Raw genomic sequence first — 19,358 nt, 5'->3', positions numbered from 1 at the left:
GTGCGCACGCCTCTCGTCCTCCCCGCTCTTCTCCTCGTTCTGACCGGCGCCCTCGCCGGCGGGGGCAACGACGCGCATGCCGCCCCTGCCCCGCTGTTTCCGCAGGCGGTGCTGGAGCCGACCCGTTTCGCCGACCTGCCCGGCTGGGCCGGCGACGACCACGCCAAGGCGCTCGCCACCTTCCGCCGCAGTTGCACGGCGCTCGTCCGCAAGCCGGACCTCGTCGCCCCGCCCCGCCCCGTCTTCACCGCCTTGCGGCCGATCTGCGCCCGTGCGGCACGGCTGCCGAAGCCGCCGGGCGAAGCGGCGGCGCGAAAATTCTTCGAGCGCGAATTCCGTCCCTACATCATCACCGCGCTGGACAAGCCGGCCGGCTTCCTCACCGGCTATTACGAGCCGGAGGTGGAGGGGGCGCGCACCCGTTCCGACGTGTTCGCCACGCCGCTCTATGCCCGGCCGCGCGACCTCATCATCGAGACCCCGCCCGGCGGCGGGCCCCCGACCAACAAGAGCGGCGCCTTTCGCGAGGTGGACGGCCAGCGCCTACCCTATTTCGACCGCGCCGCCATCGAGGATGGGGCGCTGGGTGACCGGGCGGAGGTGGTGGCGTGGATCCGCGACCCCGCCGACGCCTTTTTCGCCCATATTCAGGGATCGGTGCGGGTGCGCCTGCCCGATGGAGAGGTGCTACGGCTCAATTATGACGGCCATAACGGCCAGCCCTACACGCCGATCGGCCGGCTGCTGATCGAACGCGGGCTGGTGCCGCGCGAAAAGATGTCGATGGACGCCATTCGTGGCTATATCGCCGCCCATCCCGACGAAGGGCGCGCCTTGATGCGGCAGAACCGTTCCTATGTCTTTTTCCGCGTCGCCCGCGAACTCACCGCCGAAGACGGCGCCGTGGGCGCGCAGGGCCTGCCGCTCACCGCCGGACGCTCGCTCGCCGTCGACAAGGCGATCCATGTCTACGGTACGCCCATTTTCCTCGATGCCGATCTGCCGACCGGGCGGGACGGTGCGCCCGAACCGTTCGAGCGGCTGATGATCGCGCAGGACACGGGATCGGCCATTATCGGCCCGGCGCGCGGCGACATCTTCTTCGGCGCGGGGCCGGAGGCCGGCACCATCGCCGGCCGGGTGCAGCACCCCGGCCGCTTCGTCCTGCTGCTGCCGCGCGTGCTCGATCCCGCCCGCGCCCGGGTGCCGTTGCCGAGGCCCCGGCCGACGATCCCCGCCGCGATCTCGGAGACGCCGTGATGGCGGGCAGCGATTCAGCCGGGCGCACCCGCCGGCGGCGGCCGCTCGACGCCGAGGAAAAGGCGCTGTGGGAGCATGTCACCCGCTCCATCAAGCCGATCCGCCCGGTGAAGCGCGCCGCCCTCGCCAAGGCCGAGGCCGGCGGGGTGGTCGAAGCGCCGCCCGAGGCCGCCCCGACGGCGGTCGCCAAGCCGGCCAAGGCCGTTCCCGCCGCCCCCAAGGCGCCCCCAAAGCCCCCGGCCCCGCCGCCGCTCGCCCCGCTGGAGCCGAAGCTGCGCCGCCGGCTCTCGCGCGGTGCGGAGGTGGATGCGCGGCTGGATTTGCACGGCATGACCCAGGCGGCGGCGCATGGACGGCTGATCGGCTTTCTGCGCGCGGCGCAAGGCGAGGGCCACGGGCTGGTGCTTGTCATCACCGGCAAGGGCGAGGCGATGAGCATGCTCGCCGGCGAAGGCGGGCGCGGGGTGCTGCGCCGGCTGGTGCCGCAATGGCTCGGCGCCCCGGAACTGCGCACCATCGTGCTCGGCTTCGAGACCGCCGGGCGCGGCCATGGCGGGGAAGGCGCGCTCTATGTGCGGGTGCGCCGCCTGCGCGGAGGCCGGCTGTGACCCCGTTCGGCCGCCGCTTGCGCGAACTGCGCGCCGAGCGCGGGGTGACGCTGAGCCAGATGGCCGAGGCGATCGGCGTGTCCGCCGCCTATCTCTCCGCCCTGGAACACGGCAAGCGCGGCCAGCCGACCTGGTTGATGCTTCAGCGCATCATCGCCTATTTCAACGTGATCTGGGACGAGGCCGAGGCGTTGCAGGCGCTGGCGGAGCTTTCCGACCCGCGCGTGGTGGTGGACACGTCAGGCCTCTCGCCGGAGGCCACCGAACTGGCCAATCTTCTGGCGCGCGAAATCGCGACCCTGCCGCCGGAAGCGGTGGCGGAACTGCTTGGCCGGCTCAAGATATTGGGACGGCCGGGGTAGCGGTGCTGTGGACCTGCGTGCTTCGAGACGCGGGGCACTGCCCCGCTCCTCAGCATGACGAGGTTCCTCTCCCAGCAAGACCAGCCGGCGATGCAGCGTTGCCCCCCGTCATGCTGAGGTGCCGGCCGAAAGGCCGGCCTCGAAGCACGCAGACGGGGCGTACAGGCAGCGCGCCCCGGTTTCACGTGAAACGTTGAGTCGGCTCAGCACTCGTTCCGGAACCGAATCAGAGGATGTAGCGGCTCAGATCCGTGTTGCCGGCGAGGTCGGCGACGCGGGAGCGGACATAGTCGGCATCCACCACCACCTTGTCGCCGGCGCGGTCCGGCGCGGTGAAAGACAGGTCGTCCAGCACCCGCTCGATCACCGTCTGCAGCCGGCGGGCGCCGATATTCTCGACGCTGGCGTTCACCTGCACCGCGATGTCGGCGATGGCCGCCACCGCCTCCTCGGTGATGAGGAGTTCCACCCCTTCCGTGCCCATCAGAGCCACCGACTGTTTGACGAGGCTCGCCTCGGTTTCGGTGAGGATGCGGGTGAAATCCTCGCGGGTGAGGGCTTCCAGCTCGACCCGGATCGGCAGCCGGCCCTGCAGTTCGGGCAGCAGGTCCGACGGCTTGGAGACGTGGAAGGCGCCGGAGGCGATGAACAGGATGTGGTCGGTCTTCACCGCCCCGTGCTTGGTGGAGACGGTCGTGCCCTCGATCAGCGGCAGCAGGTCGCGCTGCACGCCTTCGCGCGACACATCCGCGCCGCCGCGCCGCTCTGAGCCGGCGATCTTGTCGATCTCGTCGAGGAACACGATGCCGTTCTCCTCCACCGAGCGGATGGCTTCCTGCACGATGGCGTCCTGGTCGATCAGCTTGTCGGCTTCTTCCGAGAGCAGCAGCGGGTGGGCGTCCTTCACCGTCACCCGGCGCGGCTTGGAGCGGCCGCCGAAGGCCTTACCCAGCATGTCGCCAATGGAGACGGCGCCCATCTGCGCGCCGGGCATGCCGGGAATCTCGAACATCGGCATGCCCTGATTGCCCGAGGCGATTTCGATCTCGATCTCCTTGTCGTCCATCAGCCCGTCGCGCAGCTTCTTGCGGAAGCTCTCGCGCGTGCCGGACGAGGCGGTGGCGCCGACCAGCGCGTCGAGCACCCGTTCCTCGGCGGCGAGATGCGCCTTGGCCTCCACCCCCTTGCGGCGCACCTCGCGCACCAGGCCGATGCCGATCTCGACGAGATCGCGGATGATCTGTTCGACATCGCGGCCGACATAGCCGACCTCGGTGAATTTGGTCGCTTCCACCTTGAGGAAGGGCGCGCCGGCGAGCTTGGCGAGGCGGCGGGAGATTTCCGTCTTGCCGACACCGGTGGGGCCGATCATCAGGATGTTCTTCGGCAGCACTTCCTCGCGCAGCTGCCCTTCAAGCTGCTGGCGGCGCCAGCGGTTGCGCAGGGCGATGGCGACCGCGCGCTTGGCCTTGTGCTGGCCGACAATGTAGCGGTCGAGCTCGGAGACGATTTCGCGGGGCGAGAAGCTGGTCATGACGATGAGGCGTTCCGCGTCGAGAGAGAAACAAGGGGGTGGGGCAGGCGCTGCGCCAGGCGGGCCGGGACGAGCGCGAGCACGCCCCGACGCAGCGGGTGCCAGAGCGCGCTCAGCAGGAGGATGAGGGCACCGAGCACCAGCAGGCTCAGCGGTGTGGAGCTGTCGGCAAAGCCGCTGCCCTCGATGAGCGAGGCGAAGGCGAAGCCGGCATAGGCGAGGCCGGAGACGAGCAGCGCGCGGCGGTCGATCAGCACCGCGACCACGCCGAGCACAGCGAACACCGCCAGCACCGGCAGCGCGCTGGCCTCGCCGGGCGTGCCGTCCGGCCAGATGAAGCCGTGGATGAGCGGATGCACGATCAACGGCGCCGCCAGCAGATGCAGCCAGAAGGCGATGTCGGTGCGCCGGGTGAGCCGTTGCGGGTCGCTCAGGTCGAAGCGCATGGCGAGGGCGAAGACGCCGAGGCCGCAGAGCATGAGCACCGGATTGATCGCGGCTTCGATGCCGCCGGGCGCCACGGCCGCGACCAGGCCGACCACGATGGCCACCAGCGCCGCCGCGCCGGCGGCGATGGTGATCGGCACCCGGAAGCGCCAGTAATGCAGCGTCGCGGCCGCCAGCGTCGCCAGACCGGCGAGCGCCAGGGTCACGGGGGCCTCGCTCAGCGAGAGGACGCTCGGGAACAGGGGCACGGTGCTGCCCAGCGCGGCCGACGCCGCCACGAACACCGATCCGCAGAACACCACGAGTAGGACGATGCTGGGCAAAGCCATGCGTTGCACGCGGGTGAAGAATTCCGCCAGCAGCCAGCTGGCCGCGGCGATCGCGGCCCACATGCCGGCGGCGCCGAGCGCCGTGCTGAAATAGCCGAGCGCACCGAGAAACAGCGCGAGGCCGATGGTGACGAAGATATCGCCGAAGCCGGTGACGAGGCGCAGCCGCTCGTCATCCTCCGGCGGCGGGAGGGTGGCGCCGGTGCTCGGCGCCAGCTCAGCCTCCAGCGCACGCAGGCGCTCGGCCTGCTCCGGCGAGATGATGCCGCGCTCGGTCGCGACGAGGACGGTCTGCTCCGAAAGGGTCACCCGATCGTCTCCACCACCACATTATGGTTGGTGTAGATGCAGATGTCGGCGGCGATGGCGAGGCTCTTGCGCACGATGGCTTCGGCGTCCTTGCCGCTGTCGGCGAGCGCGCGGGCCGCCGCCAGCGCGAAGCCGCCGCCCGAGCCGATGGCGGCGATGCCGTTCTCCGGCTCCAGCACGTCGCCGGTACCGGTGAGCACCAGCGTGACGTTGGCGTCGGCGACGATCATCATCGCCTCCAGCCGGCGCAGATAGCGGTCGGTGCGCCAGTCCTTGGCGAGCTCGACACAGGCGCGCTGCAGCTGGCCGGGATACTGTTCCAGCTTGGCTTCCAGCCGCTCGAACAGGGTGAAGGCGTCCGCCGTGGCGCCGGCGAAGCCGCCGATCACGTCGCCCTTGCCCAGCCGGCGCACCTTGCGGGCGTTCGACTTCATCACCGTGTTGCCGAGCGTCACCTGCCCGTCGCCGCCAATGGCGACGCGCCCGCCGGCGCGGACGGAGACGATGGTGGTGCCGTAGATCGTGTCGGGGGAATGGGTCATGAAGGGCTCCGGTCGAGGCCCCTTACTTAAGGCCTCGCTGCGCGGGCGCAACTCGCCGCGCCTGCGGGTGGCCGCTGTCATGCGTGCATATGGCATAGCAACCGCATAGCTGCTAAGAGGCGCGCTCTTTCCGGGAGCCCTTTGCCATGCGCACGGCCAGCATCACCCGCGCCACCAAGGAAACGCAGATCCGCCTCTCCGTCGATCTCGACGGCACGGGGAAGGCAACGGTCGCGACCGGGGTGGGTTTCTTCGACCATATGCTGGACCTTCTGGCCCGCCATTCGCGCATCGACATGGAGATCGAGGCCAAGGGCGACCTGCATATCGACTTCCACCACACGGTGGAGGATGTCGGCATCGCGCTCGGCCAGGCGGTGAAGGCGGCGCTCGGCGACATGCGCGGCGTCACCCGCTATGCCAGCCTGCACCTGCCGATGGACGAGACGCTGACCCGCGTCGCGCTCGACATTTCCGGCCGGCCCTTCCTCGTGTTCCGTACCGAATTCGCGGTGGCGAAGATCGGGGAGTTCGACACCGAGCTGGTGCGCGAATTCTTCCAGGCCTTCGCCATCAATGCCGGGCTGACCCTGCATGTGGAGACTCTCTATGGCGCCAACGCGCACCATATAGCGGAGAGCTGCTTCAAGGGTCTGGCCCGCGCGCTGCGTGCGGCGGTGGCCATCGATCCGGCGGCGGCGGGGGAAATCCCCTCCACCAAGGGCAGCCTCGGCGGCTGACAGGGCAGGAACGGCGGCATGGCGGTCTGGACGGTTTTCGAACCCGAGGAGGCGGAGACGCGGCGCAGCACCCAGCAATGGGCGGACGGCTTCGCCTTCGTGCCTGAACGCCTGTCCTGGAGCGCGTTGCTCTTCGCCCCGCTGGTGCTGCTGCGCCACCGCCTGTGGCTGGCTTTCCTCGGCTATGCGCTGCTGCAGGCGGCGGTGATCCTCGCCGTCGGCGTGCTCGACCTGCCCGACCGTGCGCTGGTGCTGCTGCTGGTCGGCAATAGCGCCGTCGCCGTCGGCCTGCCGGGCCTGCGGCGGTCAAAACTGCTCGCGCAGGGCTATGAGGAAGCGGGCTGCGTGGTGGCGCCGAAGCTGGAAGCCGCCGAACAGCGCTATTTCGACGCCCGGCTCGGCGATGTGGCCGCGCCGCGTCCCTTCCTGCCGCCGATGGGCGGCGCCCGTGCCCATGCCGGGGCGCGGCCGGCCGAGGCCGGCGTGCTCGGCCTGTTTCCGGAGGCGTCCCGATGACCCCACCCGCCCCCGTCGCCTTGATCGACTACGGTTCCGGCAATCTGCATTCCGCCGGCAAGGCGCTGGAGCGCGCCGCGCGCGAGGGCGGCAGCGGCAAGGCCGTGCTGGTCACCGCCGACCCCGACGTGGTGCGCCGCGCCGACCGCATCGTGCTGCCCGGCGTCGGCGCTTATGCCGATTGCCGGCGCGGCCTCGACGCCGTGCCCGGCATGGTGGAGGCGCTGACCGAAGCGGTGATGGAACGGGGCCGCCCGTTCCTCGGCATCTGCGTCGGGCTGCAATTGATGGCGACGCGCGGGCTGGAGCATGGCGAGACCGCCGGGCTCGGCTGGATCGACGGCGACGTGGTGAAGATCGAGCCGGCCGATTCCTCGCTTAAAATTCCGCATATGGGCTGGAATTCGCTGGATGTGGCGCGTGCCCACCCGATCCTCGACGGCATTCCCACCGGCGCGGACGGGCTCGACGCCTATTTCGTGCATTCCTACCATCTCAAGGCCGCGCGCGCGGCGGACGTGATCGCCACCACCTCCTATGGCGGGGCGATTACGGCCATGGTCGGCCGCGACAACATCGCCGGAACGCAGTTCCATCCCGAGAAGAGCCAGCGCCTTGGCCTCGCCCTTCTCGCCAATTTCCTGAAGTGGGCGCCGTGATCCTCTTTCCCGCCATCGATCTCAAGGAAGGCAAGTGCGTGCGCCTGCAGCAGGGCGACATGGCACGCGCCACGATCTTCAACCACGACCCCGCCCAGCAGGCGGCGCAGTTCGAGGCGCAGGGCTTTCGCTATCTGCACATCGTCGATCTCGACGGTGCCTTCGCCGGCGCGCCGGTGAACGCGGCGCCGGTGGAGCGCATTCTCGAAGCCGTAACTATGCCGGTGCAACTCGGCGGCGGCATTCGCGACATTGGCCGGGTCGAGGACTGGCTGGAAAAGGGCATCACCCGTGTCATCCTCGGCACGGCGGCGGTGCGCGATCCCGCCTTCGTCAGGGAGGCGGCACGGCGCTTTCCCGGCCGCGTGGCGGTGGGGCTCGACGCCAAGGACGGGCGCGTGGCGGTGGAAGGCTGGGCCGAGACCTCGGACCTCACCGCGCTGGAACTGGCGCAGCGCTTCGAGGATGCCGGCGTCGCCGCCATCATCTACACCGACATCGCCCGTGACGGGCTGCTGAAGGGCCTCAATATGGAGGCGACCATTGCGCTGGCGGACGCCATTTCCATTCCGGTCATCGCCTCGGGCGGGCTCGCCTCGCTCGACGATGTGAAGGCGCTGATGGAGCCGCGCGCGGCGAAGCTGGAAGGCGCCATCACCGGAAGGGCGCTCTATGATGGCCGGCTCGATCCGCGCGCCGCGCTGGCGCTGGTGGCGGGGCTGGCGGCATGAGCGACGCAGCCGCCCGGGGGGACTCCATGCTGAAGGTCCGCGTCATTCCCTGCCTCGACGTGAAGGACGGCCGGGTCGTCAAGGGCGTGAAGTTCGTCGATCTGCGCGACGCCGGCGATCCCGTGGAAGCGGCCAAGGCCTATGACGCCGCCGGCGCCGACGAGCTCTGCTTCCTCGACATCACCGCCAGCGTCGAGGCGCGCAGCACGCTCATCGACGTGGTGAGCCGCACCGCCGAACAGTGCTTCATGCCGCTCACCGTCGGTGGCGGCGTGCGCACGGTGGAGGACATCCGCGCGCTGCTCAACGCCGGCGCCGACAAGGTGTCGATCAACACGGCGGCGGTGAACCGGCGGGAGTTCGTGCGCGAGGCGGCGGAAAAATTCGGCGAGCAGTGCATCGTCGTCGCCATCGACGCCAAGAAGGTCTCCGCCGAGGGCGAGCCCGACCGCTGGGAGATCTTCACCCATGGCGGGCGCAACCGCACCGGCATTGACGCCGTGGAGTATGCGAAGGAGGTCGTCGCGCTCGGCGCCGGCGAGATCCTGCTCACCTCCATGGACCGCGACGGCACCGGCGAGGGTTTCGACCTGAAGCTCACCCGCGCCATTTCCGATGCGGTGAAGGTGCCGGTGATCGCCTCCGGCGGCGTCGGCACGCTCGACCACCTCGTGGACGGCATCCGTGACGGGGGGGCCTCGGCGGTGCTGGCGGCCTCGATCTTCCATTTCGGCACCTTCACCATCGGCGCCGCCAAGGACGCCCTGGCGCACGCCGGCCTGCCCATCCGGCACGGTGGCGGCGACATTGAGGAGACCGGCCGATGAATGCGACGCCCGCCCGGGTCACCCTCGAAGAGCTTGCCGCCATCGTCGCCCGCCGCGCCGCGGCCGAGGGCGAGCCGTCCTATACCCGCACGCTGCTGGCCAAGGGCGTCGCCAAATGCGCGCAGAAGCTGGGCGAGGAAGCGGTGGAGACGGCGCTCGCCGCCGTCGGCACCGATACGAAAGCGGTCATTTCCGAAAGCGCCGATCTTCTCTACCATCTTGCCGTGCTGCTTCAGGCGCGCGGCGTGTCGCTGGATGACGTGTATGCGGAGCTCGGCCGCCGGACGAACCAGTCCGGCCTGGAGGAAAAGGCGTCCCGCCCCAAGGGCTGAGGCCGCCTTCCCCTTGTTTCCGACGGCGGTTCTCCGGCCGGCGGCCAGTATCCTGCCTTCAACTAAGGTGGTATACGGTCGACCAACGCCCGGCGCTTTCAATGTCCGGGCGAGCCGGGAAACGCTACCATGGACCTGAAGCTCGACGGGGCGGTGCTGTCGCCTTTCCGTCAATTCAGCCGCGCCGAATGGGCGGCTTTGCGCGCCGACACGCCCCAGCCCTTGAAGCCGGACGAGATCCAGCGGCTGCAGGGTCTCAATGACCGGCTGTCACTGCCCGAGATCGAGGAAATCTATCTGCCGCTCTCGCGCCTGCTCTCGATCTATGTCGGGGCGACGCAGAAGCTGTTCCGGCAGATGCAGAAGTTTCTCGGCCCCGAGCAGAACGGCAAGATGCCCTACATCATCGGCGTCGCCGGCTCGGTGGCGGTGGGCAAGTCCACTACCGCCCGCGTGCTGCAGGCGCTGCTGGCGCGCTGGCCCAACACGCCGAAGGTCGCGCTGGTGACGACGGACGGGTTTCTGCTGCCCAACGCCATTCTGGAGCAGGAAGGGCTGATGGGGCGCAAGGGCTTCCCGGAAAGCTACGACCTGCCGGCGCTGCTGCACTTCCTCACCGACATCAAGGCCGGCCGCCGGCCGGTGCGGGCGCCGCTCTACAGCCATTTCGACTATGACGTGACGCCCAATGCGGCGATCGAGGTCGACCAGCCCGACATTCTCATCGTCGAGGGGCTGAACGTGCTGCAGACCAGCCGCCCGCCCAAGGATGGCAAGGGCATTCCCTTCGTCTCCGACTTCTTCGACTTCAAGGTCTATATCGACGCCGACGAGACCATTCTGGAGCGCTGGTATGTCGAGCGCTTCATGCGGCTGCGCGAGACCGCCTTCCGCGACCCCAAGGCCTATTTCCACCGCTATTCCAGCCTCACCGGCGCGGAGGCGGACGCCACCGCCCGCGCCATCTGGCGCTCGATCAACTTGGTGAACCTGCGCGAGAACATCCTGCCCACCCGCCAGCGCGCCGATCTCATCCTGCGCAAGGGCGGCGACCATGAGGTCGAGGCGGTGGCGCTGAGGAAGCTGTGAAATGACGGCGGCGGTCGATATCGTGCCCGGCTGCCGCTACTGGCCGGGCTGGCTCGACCGCGAGGGGCAGGAAGCGCTGGCGGAAGAGCTGCGCGCCGTCCTCGCTACGGCGCCGCTGTTCACCCCGCTCATGCCGCGCACCGGCAAGCCCTTCTCCGTCCGCATGTCCAATTGCGGGCCGCTCGGCTGGGTGTCGGACGTGTCCGGCTATCGCTACCAGCCGACCCATCCCGAGACCGGCCAACCCTGGCCGCCCTTCCCGCCTGTGCTGATCCGCGCCTGGGACGCGCTGGCGGGCGTCGACATGGCACCCGAGGCCTGCCTCATCAACTGGTATGGGCCGCAGGCGCGGATGGGGCTGCATCAGGACCGCGACGAGGAGGAGTTCGCGGCCCCGGTTCTCTCGCTCTCGCTCGGCGACACCGCCTTGTTCCGCATCGGCGGCACGGCCCGCAGCGACCCCACCCGCTCGCTCCGCCTCGCCTCCGGCGACGCGCTGCTGCTGGCGGGGCCGGCGCGGCTGGCCTTTCACGGCATTGACCGCATCTATCCCGGCACCTCGACGCTTCTGAAGCAGCCCGGGCGCATCAATCTGACGTTACGGCGGGTACACAGGGCGGGCACGAGCGAAATTCGGCCTTGATGAATGCGCAGAAAGGGCGAAGTTACGGTCGCCTTGAGATTTGAAGGATTGCGAATGCGCCTTGTTGCCCGCCTTGCCGCCGCTGCCTTTGTCCTGGCGGCGCTCGCCCTTCCCGCCGCCGCCCAGCCGGTGTTCGTCAATGAGGGCACGATCGGCCTGGTGCCGCCGGAGGGCATGGTGCCCGTGCCCGGCGTGCCCGGCTTCCAGGACCGCGCCGCCAGCGCCTCGCTGCTGGTGCTGGAAATGCCCAAGCCCGCCTATGAAGAGATCACCAAGAGCTTCGCCGCCAAGGAGCTGGAGAAGCAGGGTGTGACGGTGGAAGAGCGCCGCGACGTGACGCTCGCCGATGGCGTGCCGGCCGTGCTGCTCAAGGGCTTCCAGACCGTGGGCGCCGGGGCGCTGAAGAAATGGATCCTCATCGCCGGCGGCAAGGACCAGACCGGCATGATCACGGTGCAGTTCCCGGAGGCGTCCAGCAGCCGCTATCCCGACGCCAAGGTCGAGGAGGCGCTGAAGACGGTGGTGTTCCGCGCGCCCCCCAGCACCGAGGAAATGCTCGCCAAGCTGCCCTTCACGCTTGATCAGCTGAGTGGCTACAAGGTGATGAAGGTGATCGGCAATAATGCGGTGCTGCTCACCAAGGCCGATGCCGCCCCGGCGGACAAGGGCGAGCAGCAGTCCCAGTCCTTTTTTATCGTGGCGGTCGGCCCCGGTGAGATCCGCGAGGATGAGCGCGAAGCGGTGGCCAAGCGGGCGATCGCCAGCGTGCCGGGCATCAAGGAACTGCGCGTCGAGCGCGGCGGCCCGCTGCGCGTCGGCGGCCAGCCCGGCTATGAGCTGATCGCCAATGCGGTGGACCAGCAGAGCGGCACGCCGGTGAAGGTGGCGCAGTGGCTCAGCTTCGGCCGCAGCGGCTATCTGCGCATGGTCGGCGTGGCGGCGACGGACAATTTCGATGCCGACTACACCGCGATGCGGGCCGTGCGCGACGGCGTGACCCTGCGCTGAACTTCCGGACCAACCACAAAAAAGGGCCCCACCGGGGCCCTTTTTCATGTCGGATGTGCCGGCGCGCGCCGAGCGCGGCTCAGTTTCCGGCCGGCGTTTCCGTAGGGGCTGCCTTCGGCCCGCCCTTGGAGACGCCGACCAGCGCCGGGCGCAGCACGCGCTCGCCGAGCTTGTAGCCGGGCTGGATGACCTGAACCACGGTGCCGGTGGGCACCTCGGTGTTCGGCACCTCGAACATCGCCTGATGCATGTTGGGATCGAACTTCGCCCCTTCCGCCTCGATGCGCGTCACGCCATGCTTGGACAGCGCGTGCAGCAACGCCCGGCCGGTGAGGTCGATGCCTTCCAGCAGCGTCTTCAGCGTGCCGTCGGCCTTGGCGCGGGCCTCGGCGTCGATGGCGCCGAGCGCGCGCTCGAAATCGTCGGCCACGGTGAGGATGTCGCGGGCAAAGCCGGTGATGCCGTAGACCTTGGCGTCCGCCACCTCGCGCTCGGCGCGGCGGCGCACATTGTCGGCCTCGGCGAAGGCGCGCAGGAACTTGTCCTTCAGCGCGGCGATCTCGGCCTCAAGCTGTTCCTTCTCGGCGGCGAAGGCGGCAGCGAGGTCGTCCGGCGCGCCCGCAGCGCCGTGCTCGGCGTCGACAGTCTGATCACCCGTTTCGGGCTGGTCAGCCGGAGTGCGGTTTGCGTCGCTCATGAATACCTCGTCGAACAATGAATCCGTCCCGGCGGCAGGGCCGCGCGGACGCCCGCCATATCGGGGCGCAAGCCGCAAAAATCAAGCCGCGTCAATCCCCGGACCAGCAAGGACGCGGCTGACGACGCGGGCGGTGAAGTCGACCATCGGCACGATGCGGGCATAGTTGAGCCGCGTCGGCCCGATGACGCCGAGCACGCCGACCACCCTGCCCTGCCCGTCGCGATAGGGCGCGACGATGGTGGAGGAGCCGGACAGCGAGAACAGCTTGTTCTCCGAGCCGATGAAAATACGCAGGCCCTGCGCGTCCTCGGCCCGCCCCAGGAGGTCCACGACCTCCTGCTTGGCTTCGAGATCGTCGAACAGCAGACGTACCCGCTCCAGATCCTCGATGGCGCGCAGATCGTGCAGCAGCCGCGTCTGGCCGCGCACGATCAGCCGCCGCTCGGCCTTGTCGCCGCCCGACCAGCTGGCCATGCCGCTTTCCACCACCCGCGCCGTTACCTCGTCCAGCTCGGCACGGCGGGCGGCGAGAGTGCGCTCCACTTCGGTGCGCAGCTCCACCAGCGTGCGCCCGCGCGTCAGCGCGCTGAGGAAATTGGTCGCTTCCACCAGCGCGGAGGAAGGCAGGCCCTTGGGCAGCGGCACGAGTCGGTTCTCCACCTCGCCATCCTCGGAGACGAGGATCAGCAGCGCCCGGCTGGGGTCGAGCGGCACGAACTCGATATGTTTGAGCCGCACATCGGTCTTGCCCGTCGTGACGACGCCGGCGCCGCGCGAGAGGCCGGAGAGCAGGTTCGACGCTTCCGCCAGCACCCCGTCCACCGTCTGGGCGCGGGCGGCGGCGCGCACCTGCGTCTCGATCGAATTGCGCTCATCCTCTGAGACATCGCCGATCTCCAGCAGCGCATCGACGAAGAAGCGCAGCCCCCGCTCGGTCGGCAGACGGCCGGCGCTGGTGTGCGGAGCGAAGATCAGCCCCGCCGCTTCGAGGTCCGCCATCACATTACGCACCGAGGCGGGCGACAGCGTCATCGGAATGAGCCGGGAAATATTGCGCGAGCCGGCGGGCTCGCCGGTGGCGAGATAGGTTTCGACGATCTGCCGGAAAATCTCGCGCGAGCGCTCGTCGAGCCGCGCCAGTGACGGCGCGGTGGCGGAGAGAAATGGGTCGAGGGGCATCGCGGGGCCTGTCCCTTGTCTCGTCTACCCGGTCATGGGTGTCTATTATCTCGGTAATCGCCGCCCATGTACAAGGCGGGGCGCACGGTTCGGCCCGTGCGGCCGCGCCGAACGCGCCCGGCGATTGCACAGGGCGGGCGCCGCCCTTACAAGGTCCGCCCACGGGGCCCGTCGCGACGGGCTCGTCGCCGCCGTTCAGGAGATCGTCCGCATGCGCCCTTCCCGCCGCCTTCCCGACGAGATGCGGGCCGTGAGTTTCGAGCGCGGCGTGCTGCGCCATGCCGAAGGCTCCTGCCTCGTGAAGTTCGGCGAGACCCATGTGCTCGTCGCCGCCACGCTGGAAGAGCGGCTGCCGCCCTGGCTGAAGGGGCAGGGGCGCGGCTGGGTGACGGCGGAATACGGCATGCTGCCGCGCGCCACCCATGACCGCACGCGCCGCGAGGCCGCTGCCGGCAAGCAATCCGGCCGCACGCAGGAAATCCAGCGCCTCATCGGCCGTTCGCTGCGCGCGGTGATGGACCTGGAAAAGCTCGGCGAGCGGCAGATCACCATCGATTGCGACGTGATCCAGGCCGATGGCGGCACCCGCACCGCTTCGGTCACCGGGGCGTGGATCGCGCTGCATGACTGCCTGAGCTGGATGAAGGCGCGCGGCATGCTCTCCACCCTGCCGCTGCGCGATCATCTCGCCGCCGTTTCCTGCGGTATCATCGACGGCGAGCCGCGGCTCGATCTCGATTATGCCGAGGATTCCGAGGCGCATACGGATGTGAACTTCGTCATGACCGGCTCCGGCGGCTTCGTCGAGGTGCAGGGCACGGCGGAGAAGACGCCGTTCACCGAGGATGAGTTCAACGCCATGCTCGGCCTCGCCCGCAAGGGCGTCGCCAAGCTGGTCGATCTGCAGAAGCTGGCCGTCGCATGAGCCCCGCCGCGCACCGCCGGCTGGAAGGCCGGGTCGTCATCGCCACCCATAATCCCGGCAAGCTTGAGGAGATGCGGGGCCTGCTGGCGCCCTATGGCATCGATGCCGTGTCCGCCGGCGAGCTCGGCCTGCCCGAGCCGGAAGAAACCGGCCTCACCTTCGGCGAGAATGCCCGCATCAAGGCGATCGCCGCCGCCAACGCGTCGGGCCTGCCGGCCTTCGCCGACGATTCCGGCCTGTGCGTCGATGCGCTGGGCGGCGCGCCGGGGCTCTACACCGCCCGCTGGGCCGGGCCGGAAAAAGACTTCATGGCGGCGATGACCCGCGTGGAGGAGGAACTGCGCGATGCCGGGGCGGAACTTCCCGACCTGCGCAAGGCGCATTTCATCTCCGCCTTGTGCCTCGCCTGGCCAGACGGGCATGTCGAGGATTTCGAGGGCGTGGTGAACGGCACGCTGGTGTGGCCGCCGCGCGGGCCGGCCGGCTTCGGCTACGACCCGATGTTCCAGCCCGATGGCCATGAGCGCACCTTCGGCGAGATGAGCGGTGCCGAAAAGCACGGCCTGCCGCCGCATGGGCGTGGCCTCTCCCACCGCGCCCGGGCCTTCATGACGCTGGCGCAGGCCTGCCTCGGGGCGACGTTTGACTGAGCGCGCGCCCGCGCCGCCGCCGGTGGACCCCGGCTTCGGCGTCTATGTGCATTGGCCGTTCTGCAAGGCCAAATGCCCCTATTGCGACTTCAACTCGCATGTCCGCCACGCACCGCCGGACCAGGCGCGCTTCGTGGCGGCCTTCCGGGCCGAGATCGCCCATACGCGCGAACGCATCGGCCAGCGGCGGACCCACAGCGTGTTCTTCGGCGGCGGCACGCCGTCGCTGATGGAACCGGCGACCGTCGGCGCCATTCTCGACGCCATCCATGAGGCTTGGCCGCTCGACGCGCGCGCCGAGGTGACGCTCGAGGCCAACCCCACCAGCGTCGAGGCCGGTCGGTTCCGCGGCTATCGCGCCGCCGGCGTCAACCGCGTCTCGCTCGGCGTCCAGGCCCTGGACGACGCCGCGCTGAAGGCGCTCGGGCGCATGCACACGGCCGATGAGGCGCTGGGCGCGGTGGCGGTGGCGCGCGCCGCCTTCGAGCGCGTTTCCTTCGATCTCATCTATGCCCGGCCGGACCAGCGACCGCAGGACTGGGCCGCCGAACTCCAGCGCGCCATCAATGAGGGCTGCGAGCACCTCTCGCTCTACCAGCTGACCATTGAGGAGGGCACGCCCTTCGCCGCCCTGCACCGCGCCGGCCGGCTGATCGTGCCTGAGGACGAGGTGGCGCGCGCCCTGTGGGACGTGACGCAGGAGACGACTCGCGCCGCCGGCTTGCCGGCCTATGAAATCTCCAACCACGCCCGCCCGGGGGCGGAGAGCCGGCACAATCTGCTCTACTGGCGCTATGGCGAATATGCCGGCATCGGGCCCGGCGCGCATGGGCGGCTCGATACACCGGAGGGGCGGGTCGCCACCTCCACCGAGCGCGGGCCGGAGGCATGGGTGGCGAAGGTGGAGGCGCAGGGCCATGGCGTCATCGCCGACGAGACGCTGACCCGCGCCGAACAGGCCGACGAATATCTGCTGATGGGGTTGCGGCTTATGGAGGGCATCGACCGCGCCCGCTTCGCCCGGCTGGCGGGGCGCGGTTTCGACCCCGCGCGCGTCGCGGCGCTGCTGGAAGACGGCATGATCGAGGAATTGCCGGGCGACCGCCTGCGCGCCACCGCTCTCGGCCTGCCGGTGCTCGACGCCCTCGTCGCCGATCTGGCGGCGTAGGGCGACCGGTTACATCCCCTGCGCGAAGCTGCGGGGGGCGGGGCTGACGATCTGGCTGGTGCCGCCGGAAATCTGCATCACCGCCAGCCCGCGCTGATTGGTCCCATCGGCGCGGAAGCGGAAAATGCCGTCGACGCCGGAAAAGCCCGAGGGGTTCTGGATCGCGGCGTCGGTAATGCCGTTCTCGCCATAGGAATTGACCAGCGCTGCCATCAGCGACACCGCATCATGCGAGAGCGTGGTGGTGCGCACCGGCTCGCTGCCGAAGCGGGCGCGGTAGCGGGCGGCGAAGGCGCGGAAGCCGGCCGTGTCCGGCGCGGCGAAGATGCCGCCATTCATGGCGGGATTGGCGAACAGCTTGGCATCGTCCCACAGGCCGGTGCCGATCAGCTGCTTGCCGGTGAGGCCGGAGCCCGACAGCGCCTGCACGATCTGCGGCACCGTGTCGGCGGCGTCGGGAAGGAATACGGCGTCTGCCTGCGCCATCGAGCCGGCGAGACGCCGCGCCGCTTCGGCCGCCTGGCCCGAGGCGTAGCGTTCCAGCCCGACCACGCGCCCGCCGACCACAGGCACGGTTTCGCGGAAGGCCGCCTCGACCACCGAGCCATAGGCATTGTCCGGCACCAGCCCGACATAGGAGCGCCGGCCCTGGGAGGCGGCGTAGCGGATCACCCGTTCCACATCGGTCTGCGGCAGGAAGCTAAGGAGATAGACCCCCTGCGTCGCCACATTGGTATCGGTGGAGAAGCCGACCAGCGGCACGCCGCGCTGGCGCGCCACCTGTCCGGCGGCGGCGACGGAGTGGGCGAAGAGCGGCCCGATGAGCGCGCGGGCGCCCTCGTCCAGCGCCTGGCTGGCGGCGGCCTGCGCGCCCGGCCCGGTGCCGCCATCGTCCTTGACGATCAGCCGGATGCGAGCGCCGGAAAATTCCGACAGCGCCATTTCCGCGGCGTTGCGCAGCGAGATGGCTACCGCGCCGGCATTGCCGCTGGCGCCGAGCGGCAGGATGAGGCCGATGGGGGTGCCGGTGCCGAGGGCGGGATTGGCGGTCGGCGGCGCTTCCGGCAGTGGCAGCGCCGCCTGGGGCGCCCCCATATCCGGCCCGGAGGAGCAGGCGGCCAGCCCTGCCGCGCCCGCCATGAGGAGAAAGCCGCGCCGGCTCGTCCGGGCGAGGCCTGTGCGGATCGCGGCCATATCCCTGGGGTTCATGCGGTGCGTTCGGCTCGGCTGTGCGCCTGCCACCCTGGCCGACGTCGCCCACCTTTTTAGGACGGCGGGACTCGCGCTGTCACCTTCTCCGCGCGGCCGGGGGCGCGAAAGCGTTAAATATCCACGCGTTCGGCCGTCATTCTGCGCCAGCGCGGGCCGCAGTGGTCCGGCACGTGGCGCATGACGCCGGCCGCGCGGCTCTCTACAATGCGCGCATGACCCTTTCTCCCGCTACCTCCGCCCCGTCCGAGACCTCCGAGCCGCGCAGCTTCCGCATCGGCGCGCACAGCCTGCCCGCCGCGCGCCCGCAGCCCGGGCTCTACATTGTCGCCACGCCGATCGGCAATCTCGGCGACGTGACGCTGCGCGCACTGGAAACCCTTGCCGGGGCCGATCTGATCGCCTGCGAGGACACCCGCGTCACCCGCCGGCTGCTGGAGCGTTACGGTATCGGAACGAAACTCGTGGCCTATCACGACCACAATGCCGAGCAGGCCCGCCCGCGCCTGCTCGCCCGGCTCGCGGAGGGCGGGGTGGTGGCGCAGGTGTCGGATGCCGGCACGCCGCTGGTGTCCGATCCCGGTTACAAGCTGGTCGCGGCCGCCATCGAGGCCGGGCACCGGGTGATTCCGCTCCCTGGGGCTTCGGCGAGCCTTGCCGCGCTGGTGGCGGCGGGGCTGCCGACCGACCGGTTCTTCTTCGAGGGGTTCCTGCCGGCCAAGAGCGGCGCCCGCCGCACCCGCATCAGCGAATTGAAGACGCTGCCGGCAACGCTGATCCTCTATGAGAGCGGCCCGCGCCTGCCCGACAGCCTCGCCGACCTTGCCGACGGGCTGGGCCCGCGCCCGGCGGCGGTGTGCCGGGAACTCACCAAGACCTTCGAGGAGGCGCGGCGCGGCACGCTGGACGCGCTCGCCGCGCATTATGCCGAGGCCGGTCCGCCCAAGGGCGAGATCGTGCTGGTGATCGGCCCGCCTTTGGCGGAGGAATCCAGCGAGGCCGATCTCGACGCGGCGCTGAAGGCGGCGCTGGCGAGCCTTTCGGTGAAGGACGCGGCGGCGGCGGTGGCGACCGCGACCGGGCTTCCGCGCCGCGCCGTCTATGCCCGCGCGCTGGCCTTGCAGGGCGGCGATGGCTGACGGGGGCGCGCCGGCGGATGGGGGGCGTGCGCGGGCGCTTCAACGCCGCCAGGCCGCCTTCACCCGGGGCATGGCGGCGGAAGCCGCCGCCGCCGCCCTGTTCGAGGCCGACGGCTTCGTCATTCTGGACCGGCGCGCCCGCACGCCGCGCGGCGAGATCGACCTGGTGGCGCGACGTGGAGACCTTGTCGTGTTCATCGAGGTGAAGGCCCGCGCCTCGCTACGTTTCGCGGCCGAATCGATCTTGCCGCGCCAGCGCCGGCGGATCGTGGGCGCGGCGGAAATCTATCTCGCGCGCCATCCTGAACTCGCCACGCTCGACCAGCGGCTCGACGTGGTTCTGGTCGCGCCTGGCGCGCCGCCGCTGCATCTGCCGGGCGCCTTCGAGGCGGAATGAGCGCGGGGCACGAGGCCGTGGCGCAGCGACGCGGGAGCGACTAAACAGGGATATG

The 19,358-nt window shown here is 70.0% G+C and carries 23 protein-coding genes; 17 read left to right on the top strand and 6 right to left on the bottom strand.

The genetic code is table 11. The features are described 5' to 3' along the window. From ACO07Z_RS12370 to ACO07Z_RS12360, 3 genes are read left to right on the top strand one after another with little or no spacing between them, the layout of a single operon-like run. Positions 1-1,260, top strand: coding sequence for a murein transglycosylase A (locus ACO07Z_RS12370; protein WP_421698993.1), 1,260 nt, complete (start codon positions 1-3; stop codon positions 1,258-1,260). After that, positions 1,260-1,868 carry a Smr/MutS family protein gene (locus ACO07Z_RS12365; RefSeq protein WP_421698992.1) on the top strand — a complete coding sequence of 203 codons (609 nt, stop codon included), beginning with the start codon at positions 1,260-1,262 and terminating at the stop codon, positions 1,866-1,868. The genes ACO07Z_RS12370 and ACO07Z_RS12365 overlap by 1 nt, the downstream gene beginning before the upstream one ends. Next, positions 1,865-2,230, top strand: coding sequence for a helix-turn-helix domain-containing protein (locus tag ACO07Z_RS12360; protein ID WP_244380373.1), 366 nt, complete (start codon positions 1,865-1,867; stop codon positions 2,228-2,230). The genes ACO07Z_RS12365 and ACO07Z_RS12360 overlap by 4 nt, the downstream gene beginning before the upstream one ends. A gap of 226 nt (positions 2,231-2,456) precedes the next feature. Here the strand turns inward: ACO07Z_RS12360 and hslU are convergent, their stop codons facing one another. Genes hslU through hslV form a run of 3 tightly spaced genes read right to left on the bottom strand, consistent with a single transcriptional unit; the run spans position 2,457 to position 5,391 of the window. After that, on the bottom strand, positions 2,457-3,764 hold the full coding sequence (gene hslU / locus ACO07Z_RS12355) for an ATP-dependent protease ATPase subunit HslU (RefSeq protein WP_421698991.1): 1,308 nt from the start codon (positions 3,762-3,764) through the stop codon (positions 2,457-2,459). Further along, positions 3,761-4,849: a hypothetical protein gene (locus ACO07Z_RS12350; protein WP_421698990.1), complete on the bottom strand. Its 1,089-nt coding sequence runs from the start codon at positions 4,847-4,849 to the stop codon at positions 3,761-3,763. The genes hslU and ACO07Z_RS12350 overlap by 4 nt, the downstream gene beginning before the upstream one ends. After that, positions 4,846-5,391, bottom strand: coding sequence for an ATP-dependent protease subunit HslV (hslV, locus tag ACO07Z_RS12345; protein WP_421698989.1), 546 nt, complete (start codon positions 5,389-5,391; stop codon positions 4,846-4,848). The genes ACO07Z_RS12350 and hslV overlap by 4 nt, the downstream gene beginning before the upstream one ends. A 146-nt stretch (positions 5,392-5,537) precedes the next feature. On the opposite strand from hslV, the gene hisB reads away from it, so the two are divergent. The 9 genes from hisB to ACO07Z_RS12300 all read left to right on the top strand — a co-directional run bounded on the left by hisB (position 5,538) and on the right by ACO07Z_RS12300 (position 11,936). Then, on the top strand, positions 5,538-6,131 hold the full coding sequence (gene hisB / locus ACO07Z_RS12340; protein ID WP_421698988.1) for an imidazoleglycerol-phosphate dehydratase HisB: 594 nt from the start codon (positions 5,538-5,540) through the stop codon (positions 6,129-6,131). Positions 6,132-6,149: 18 nt separating this feature from the next. Next, positions 6,150-6,647, top strand: a complete 498-nt coding sequence (locus ACO07Z_RS12335; protein ID WP_421698987.1) for a DUF2628 domain-containing protein — start codon at positions 6,150-6,152, stop codon at positions 6,645-6,647. After that, positions 6,644-7,306: an imidazole glycerol phosphate synthase subunit HisH gene (gene hisH / locus ACO07Z_RS12330; protein ID WP_421698986.1), complete on the top strand. Its 663-nt coding sequence runs from the start codon at positions 6,644-6,646 to the stop codon at positions 7,304-7,306. The genes ACO07Z_RS12335 and hisH overlap by 4 nt, the downstream gene beginning before the upstream one ends. Beyond that, positions 7,303-8,037 carry a 1-(5-phosphoribosyl)-5-[(5-phosphoribosylamino)methylideneamino]imidazole-4-carboxamide isomerase gene (gene hisA, locus ACO07Z_RS12325; protein WP_421698985.1) on the top strand — a complete coding sequence of 245 codons (735 nt, stop codon included), beginning with the start codon at positions 7,303-7,305 and terminating at the stop codon, positions 8,035-8,037. The genes hisH and hisA overlap by 4 nt, the downstream gene beginning before the upstream one ends. A gap of 26 nt (positions 8,038-8,063) precedes the next feature. Further along, entirely contained in the window at positions 8,064-8,864 is an 801-nt protein-coding gene (gene hisF / locus ACO07Z_RS12320) for an imidazole glycerol phosphate synthase subunit HisF (protein WP_421700802.1), read from the top strand. Further along, entirely contained in the window at positions 8,861-9,196 is a 336-nt protein-coding gene (locus ACO07Z_RS12315; protein ID WP_421698984.1) for a phosphoribosyl-ATP diphosphatase, read from the top strand. The genes hisF and ACO07Z_RS12315 overlap by 4 nt, the downstream gene beginning before the upstream one ends. Before the next feature lie 129 nt (positions 9,197-9,325). Beyond that, the gene (gene coaA / locus ACO07Z_RS12310; protein WP_244380339.1) at positions 9,326-10,285 is read left to right on the top strand and encodes a type I pantothenate kinase; all 960 of its coding nucleotides are present in this window, start codon (positions 9,326-9,328) and stop codon (positions 10,283-10,285) included. A 1-nt stretch (position 10,286) separates the two neighbouring features. Beyond that, on the top strand, positions 10,287-10,928 hold the full coding sequence (locus ACO07Z_RS12305; protein ID WP_421698983.1) for an alpha-ketoglutarate-dependent dioxygenase AlkB family protein: 642 nt from the start codon (positions 10,287-10,289) through the stop codon (positions 10,926-10,928). A 54-nt stretch (positions 10,929-10,982) separates the two neighbouring features. Further along, a complete protein-coding gene (locus tag ACO07Z_RS12300) occupies positions 10,983-11,936 on the top strand; it encodes a hypothetical protein (protein ID WP_421698982.1) in 954 nt (317 codons plus the stop codon). Positions 11,937-12,015: 79 nt separating this feature from the next. Here the strand turns inward: ACO07Z_RS12300 and grpE are convergent, their stop codons facing one another. Both grpE and hrcA read right to left on the bottom strand, forming a co-directional pair. After that, entirely contained in the window at positions 12,016-12,633 is a 618-nt protein-coding gene (gene grpE / locus ACO07Z_RS12295; RefSeq protein WP_421698981.1) for a nucleotide exchange factor GrpE, read from the bottom strand. Positions 12,634-12,714: 81 nt separating this feature from the next. Beyond that, positions 12,715-13,815, bottom strand: coding sequence for a heat-inducible transcriptional repressor HrcA (gene hrcA, locus ACO07Z_RS12290; RefSeq protein ID WP_244380331.1), 1,101 nt, complete (start codon positions 13,813-13,815; stop codon positions 12,715-12,717). Between the two features lie 211 nt (positions 13,816-14,026). On the opposite strand from hrcA, the gene rph reads away from it, so the two are divergent. The 3 genes from rph to hemW are packed head-to-tail and all read left to right on the top strand — an operon-like array spanning position 14,027 to position 16,558. Further along, positions 14,027-14,740 (top strand): ribonuclease PH, encoded by a 714-nt coding sequence (gene rph, locus ACO07Z_RS12285; RefSeq protein ID WP_244380326.1) that lies wholly within the window; start codon positions 14,027-14,029, stop codon positions 14,738-14,740. Further along, entirely contained in the window at positions 14,737-15,390 is a 654-nt protein-coding gene (gene rdgB / locus ACO07Z_RS12280) for an RdgB/HAM1 family non-canonical purine NTP pyrophosphatase (RefSeq protein ID WP_244380322.1), read from the top strand. Before rph ends, rdgB begins: the two co-directional genes overlap by 4 nt. Then, the gene (gene hemW, locus ACO07Z_RS12275; RefSeq protein ID WP_421698980.1) at positions 15,383-16,558 is read left to right on the top strand and encodes a radical SAM family heme chaperone HemW; all 1,176 of its coding nucleotides are present in this window, start codon (positions 15,383-15,385) and stop codon (positions 16,556-16,558) included. The genes rdgB and hemW overlap by 8 nt, the downstream gene beginning before the upstream one ends. 9 nt (positions 16,559-16,567) lie before the next feature. Here hemW and ACO07Z_RS12270 read toward each other — a convergent pair whose 3' ends face one another. Continuing rightward, the gene (locus ACO07Z_RS12270) at positions 16,568-17,767 is read right to left on the bottom strand and encodes a penicillin-binding protein activator (RefSeq protein ID WP_421698979.1); all 1,200 of its coding nucleotides are present in this window, start codon (positions 17,765-17,767) and stop codon (positions 16,568-16,570) included. A 215-nt stretch (positions 17,768-17,982) separates the two neighbouring features. Between ACO07Z_RS12270 and rsmI the strand changes: the two genes are divergently transcribed. Together rsmI and ACO07Z_RS12260 are read left to right on the top strand one after the other, a co-directional pair. Beyond that, on the top strand, positions 17,983-18,906 hold the full coding sequence (rsmI, locus tag ACO07Z_RS12265; protein WP_421698978.1) for a 16S rRNA (cytidine(1402)-2'-O)-methyltransferase: 924 nt from the start codon (positions 17,983-17,985) through the stop codon (positions 18,904-18,906). Continuing rightward, entirely contained in the window at positions 18,899-19,303 is a 405-nt protein-coding gene (locus tag ACO07Z_RS12260; RefSeq protein WP_421698977.1) for a YraN family protein, read from the top strand. Before rsmI ends, ACO07Z_RS12260 begins: the two co-directional genes overlap by 8 nt. The last annotated feature ends 55 nt before the right edge of the window (positions 19,304-19,358 follow it).

The sequence above is a fragment of the Ancylobacter sp. genome (assembly GCF_965229075.1).
Taxonomy (GTDB): Bacteria; Pseudomonadota; Alphaproteobacteria; order Rhizobiales; family Xanthobacteraceae; genus Ancylobacter.
The sequence above is the reverse complement of the archived record's forward strand: the minus strand, read 5'-3'. Positions and strand labels throughout refer to the sequence as shown.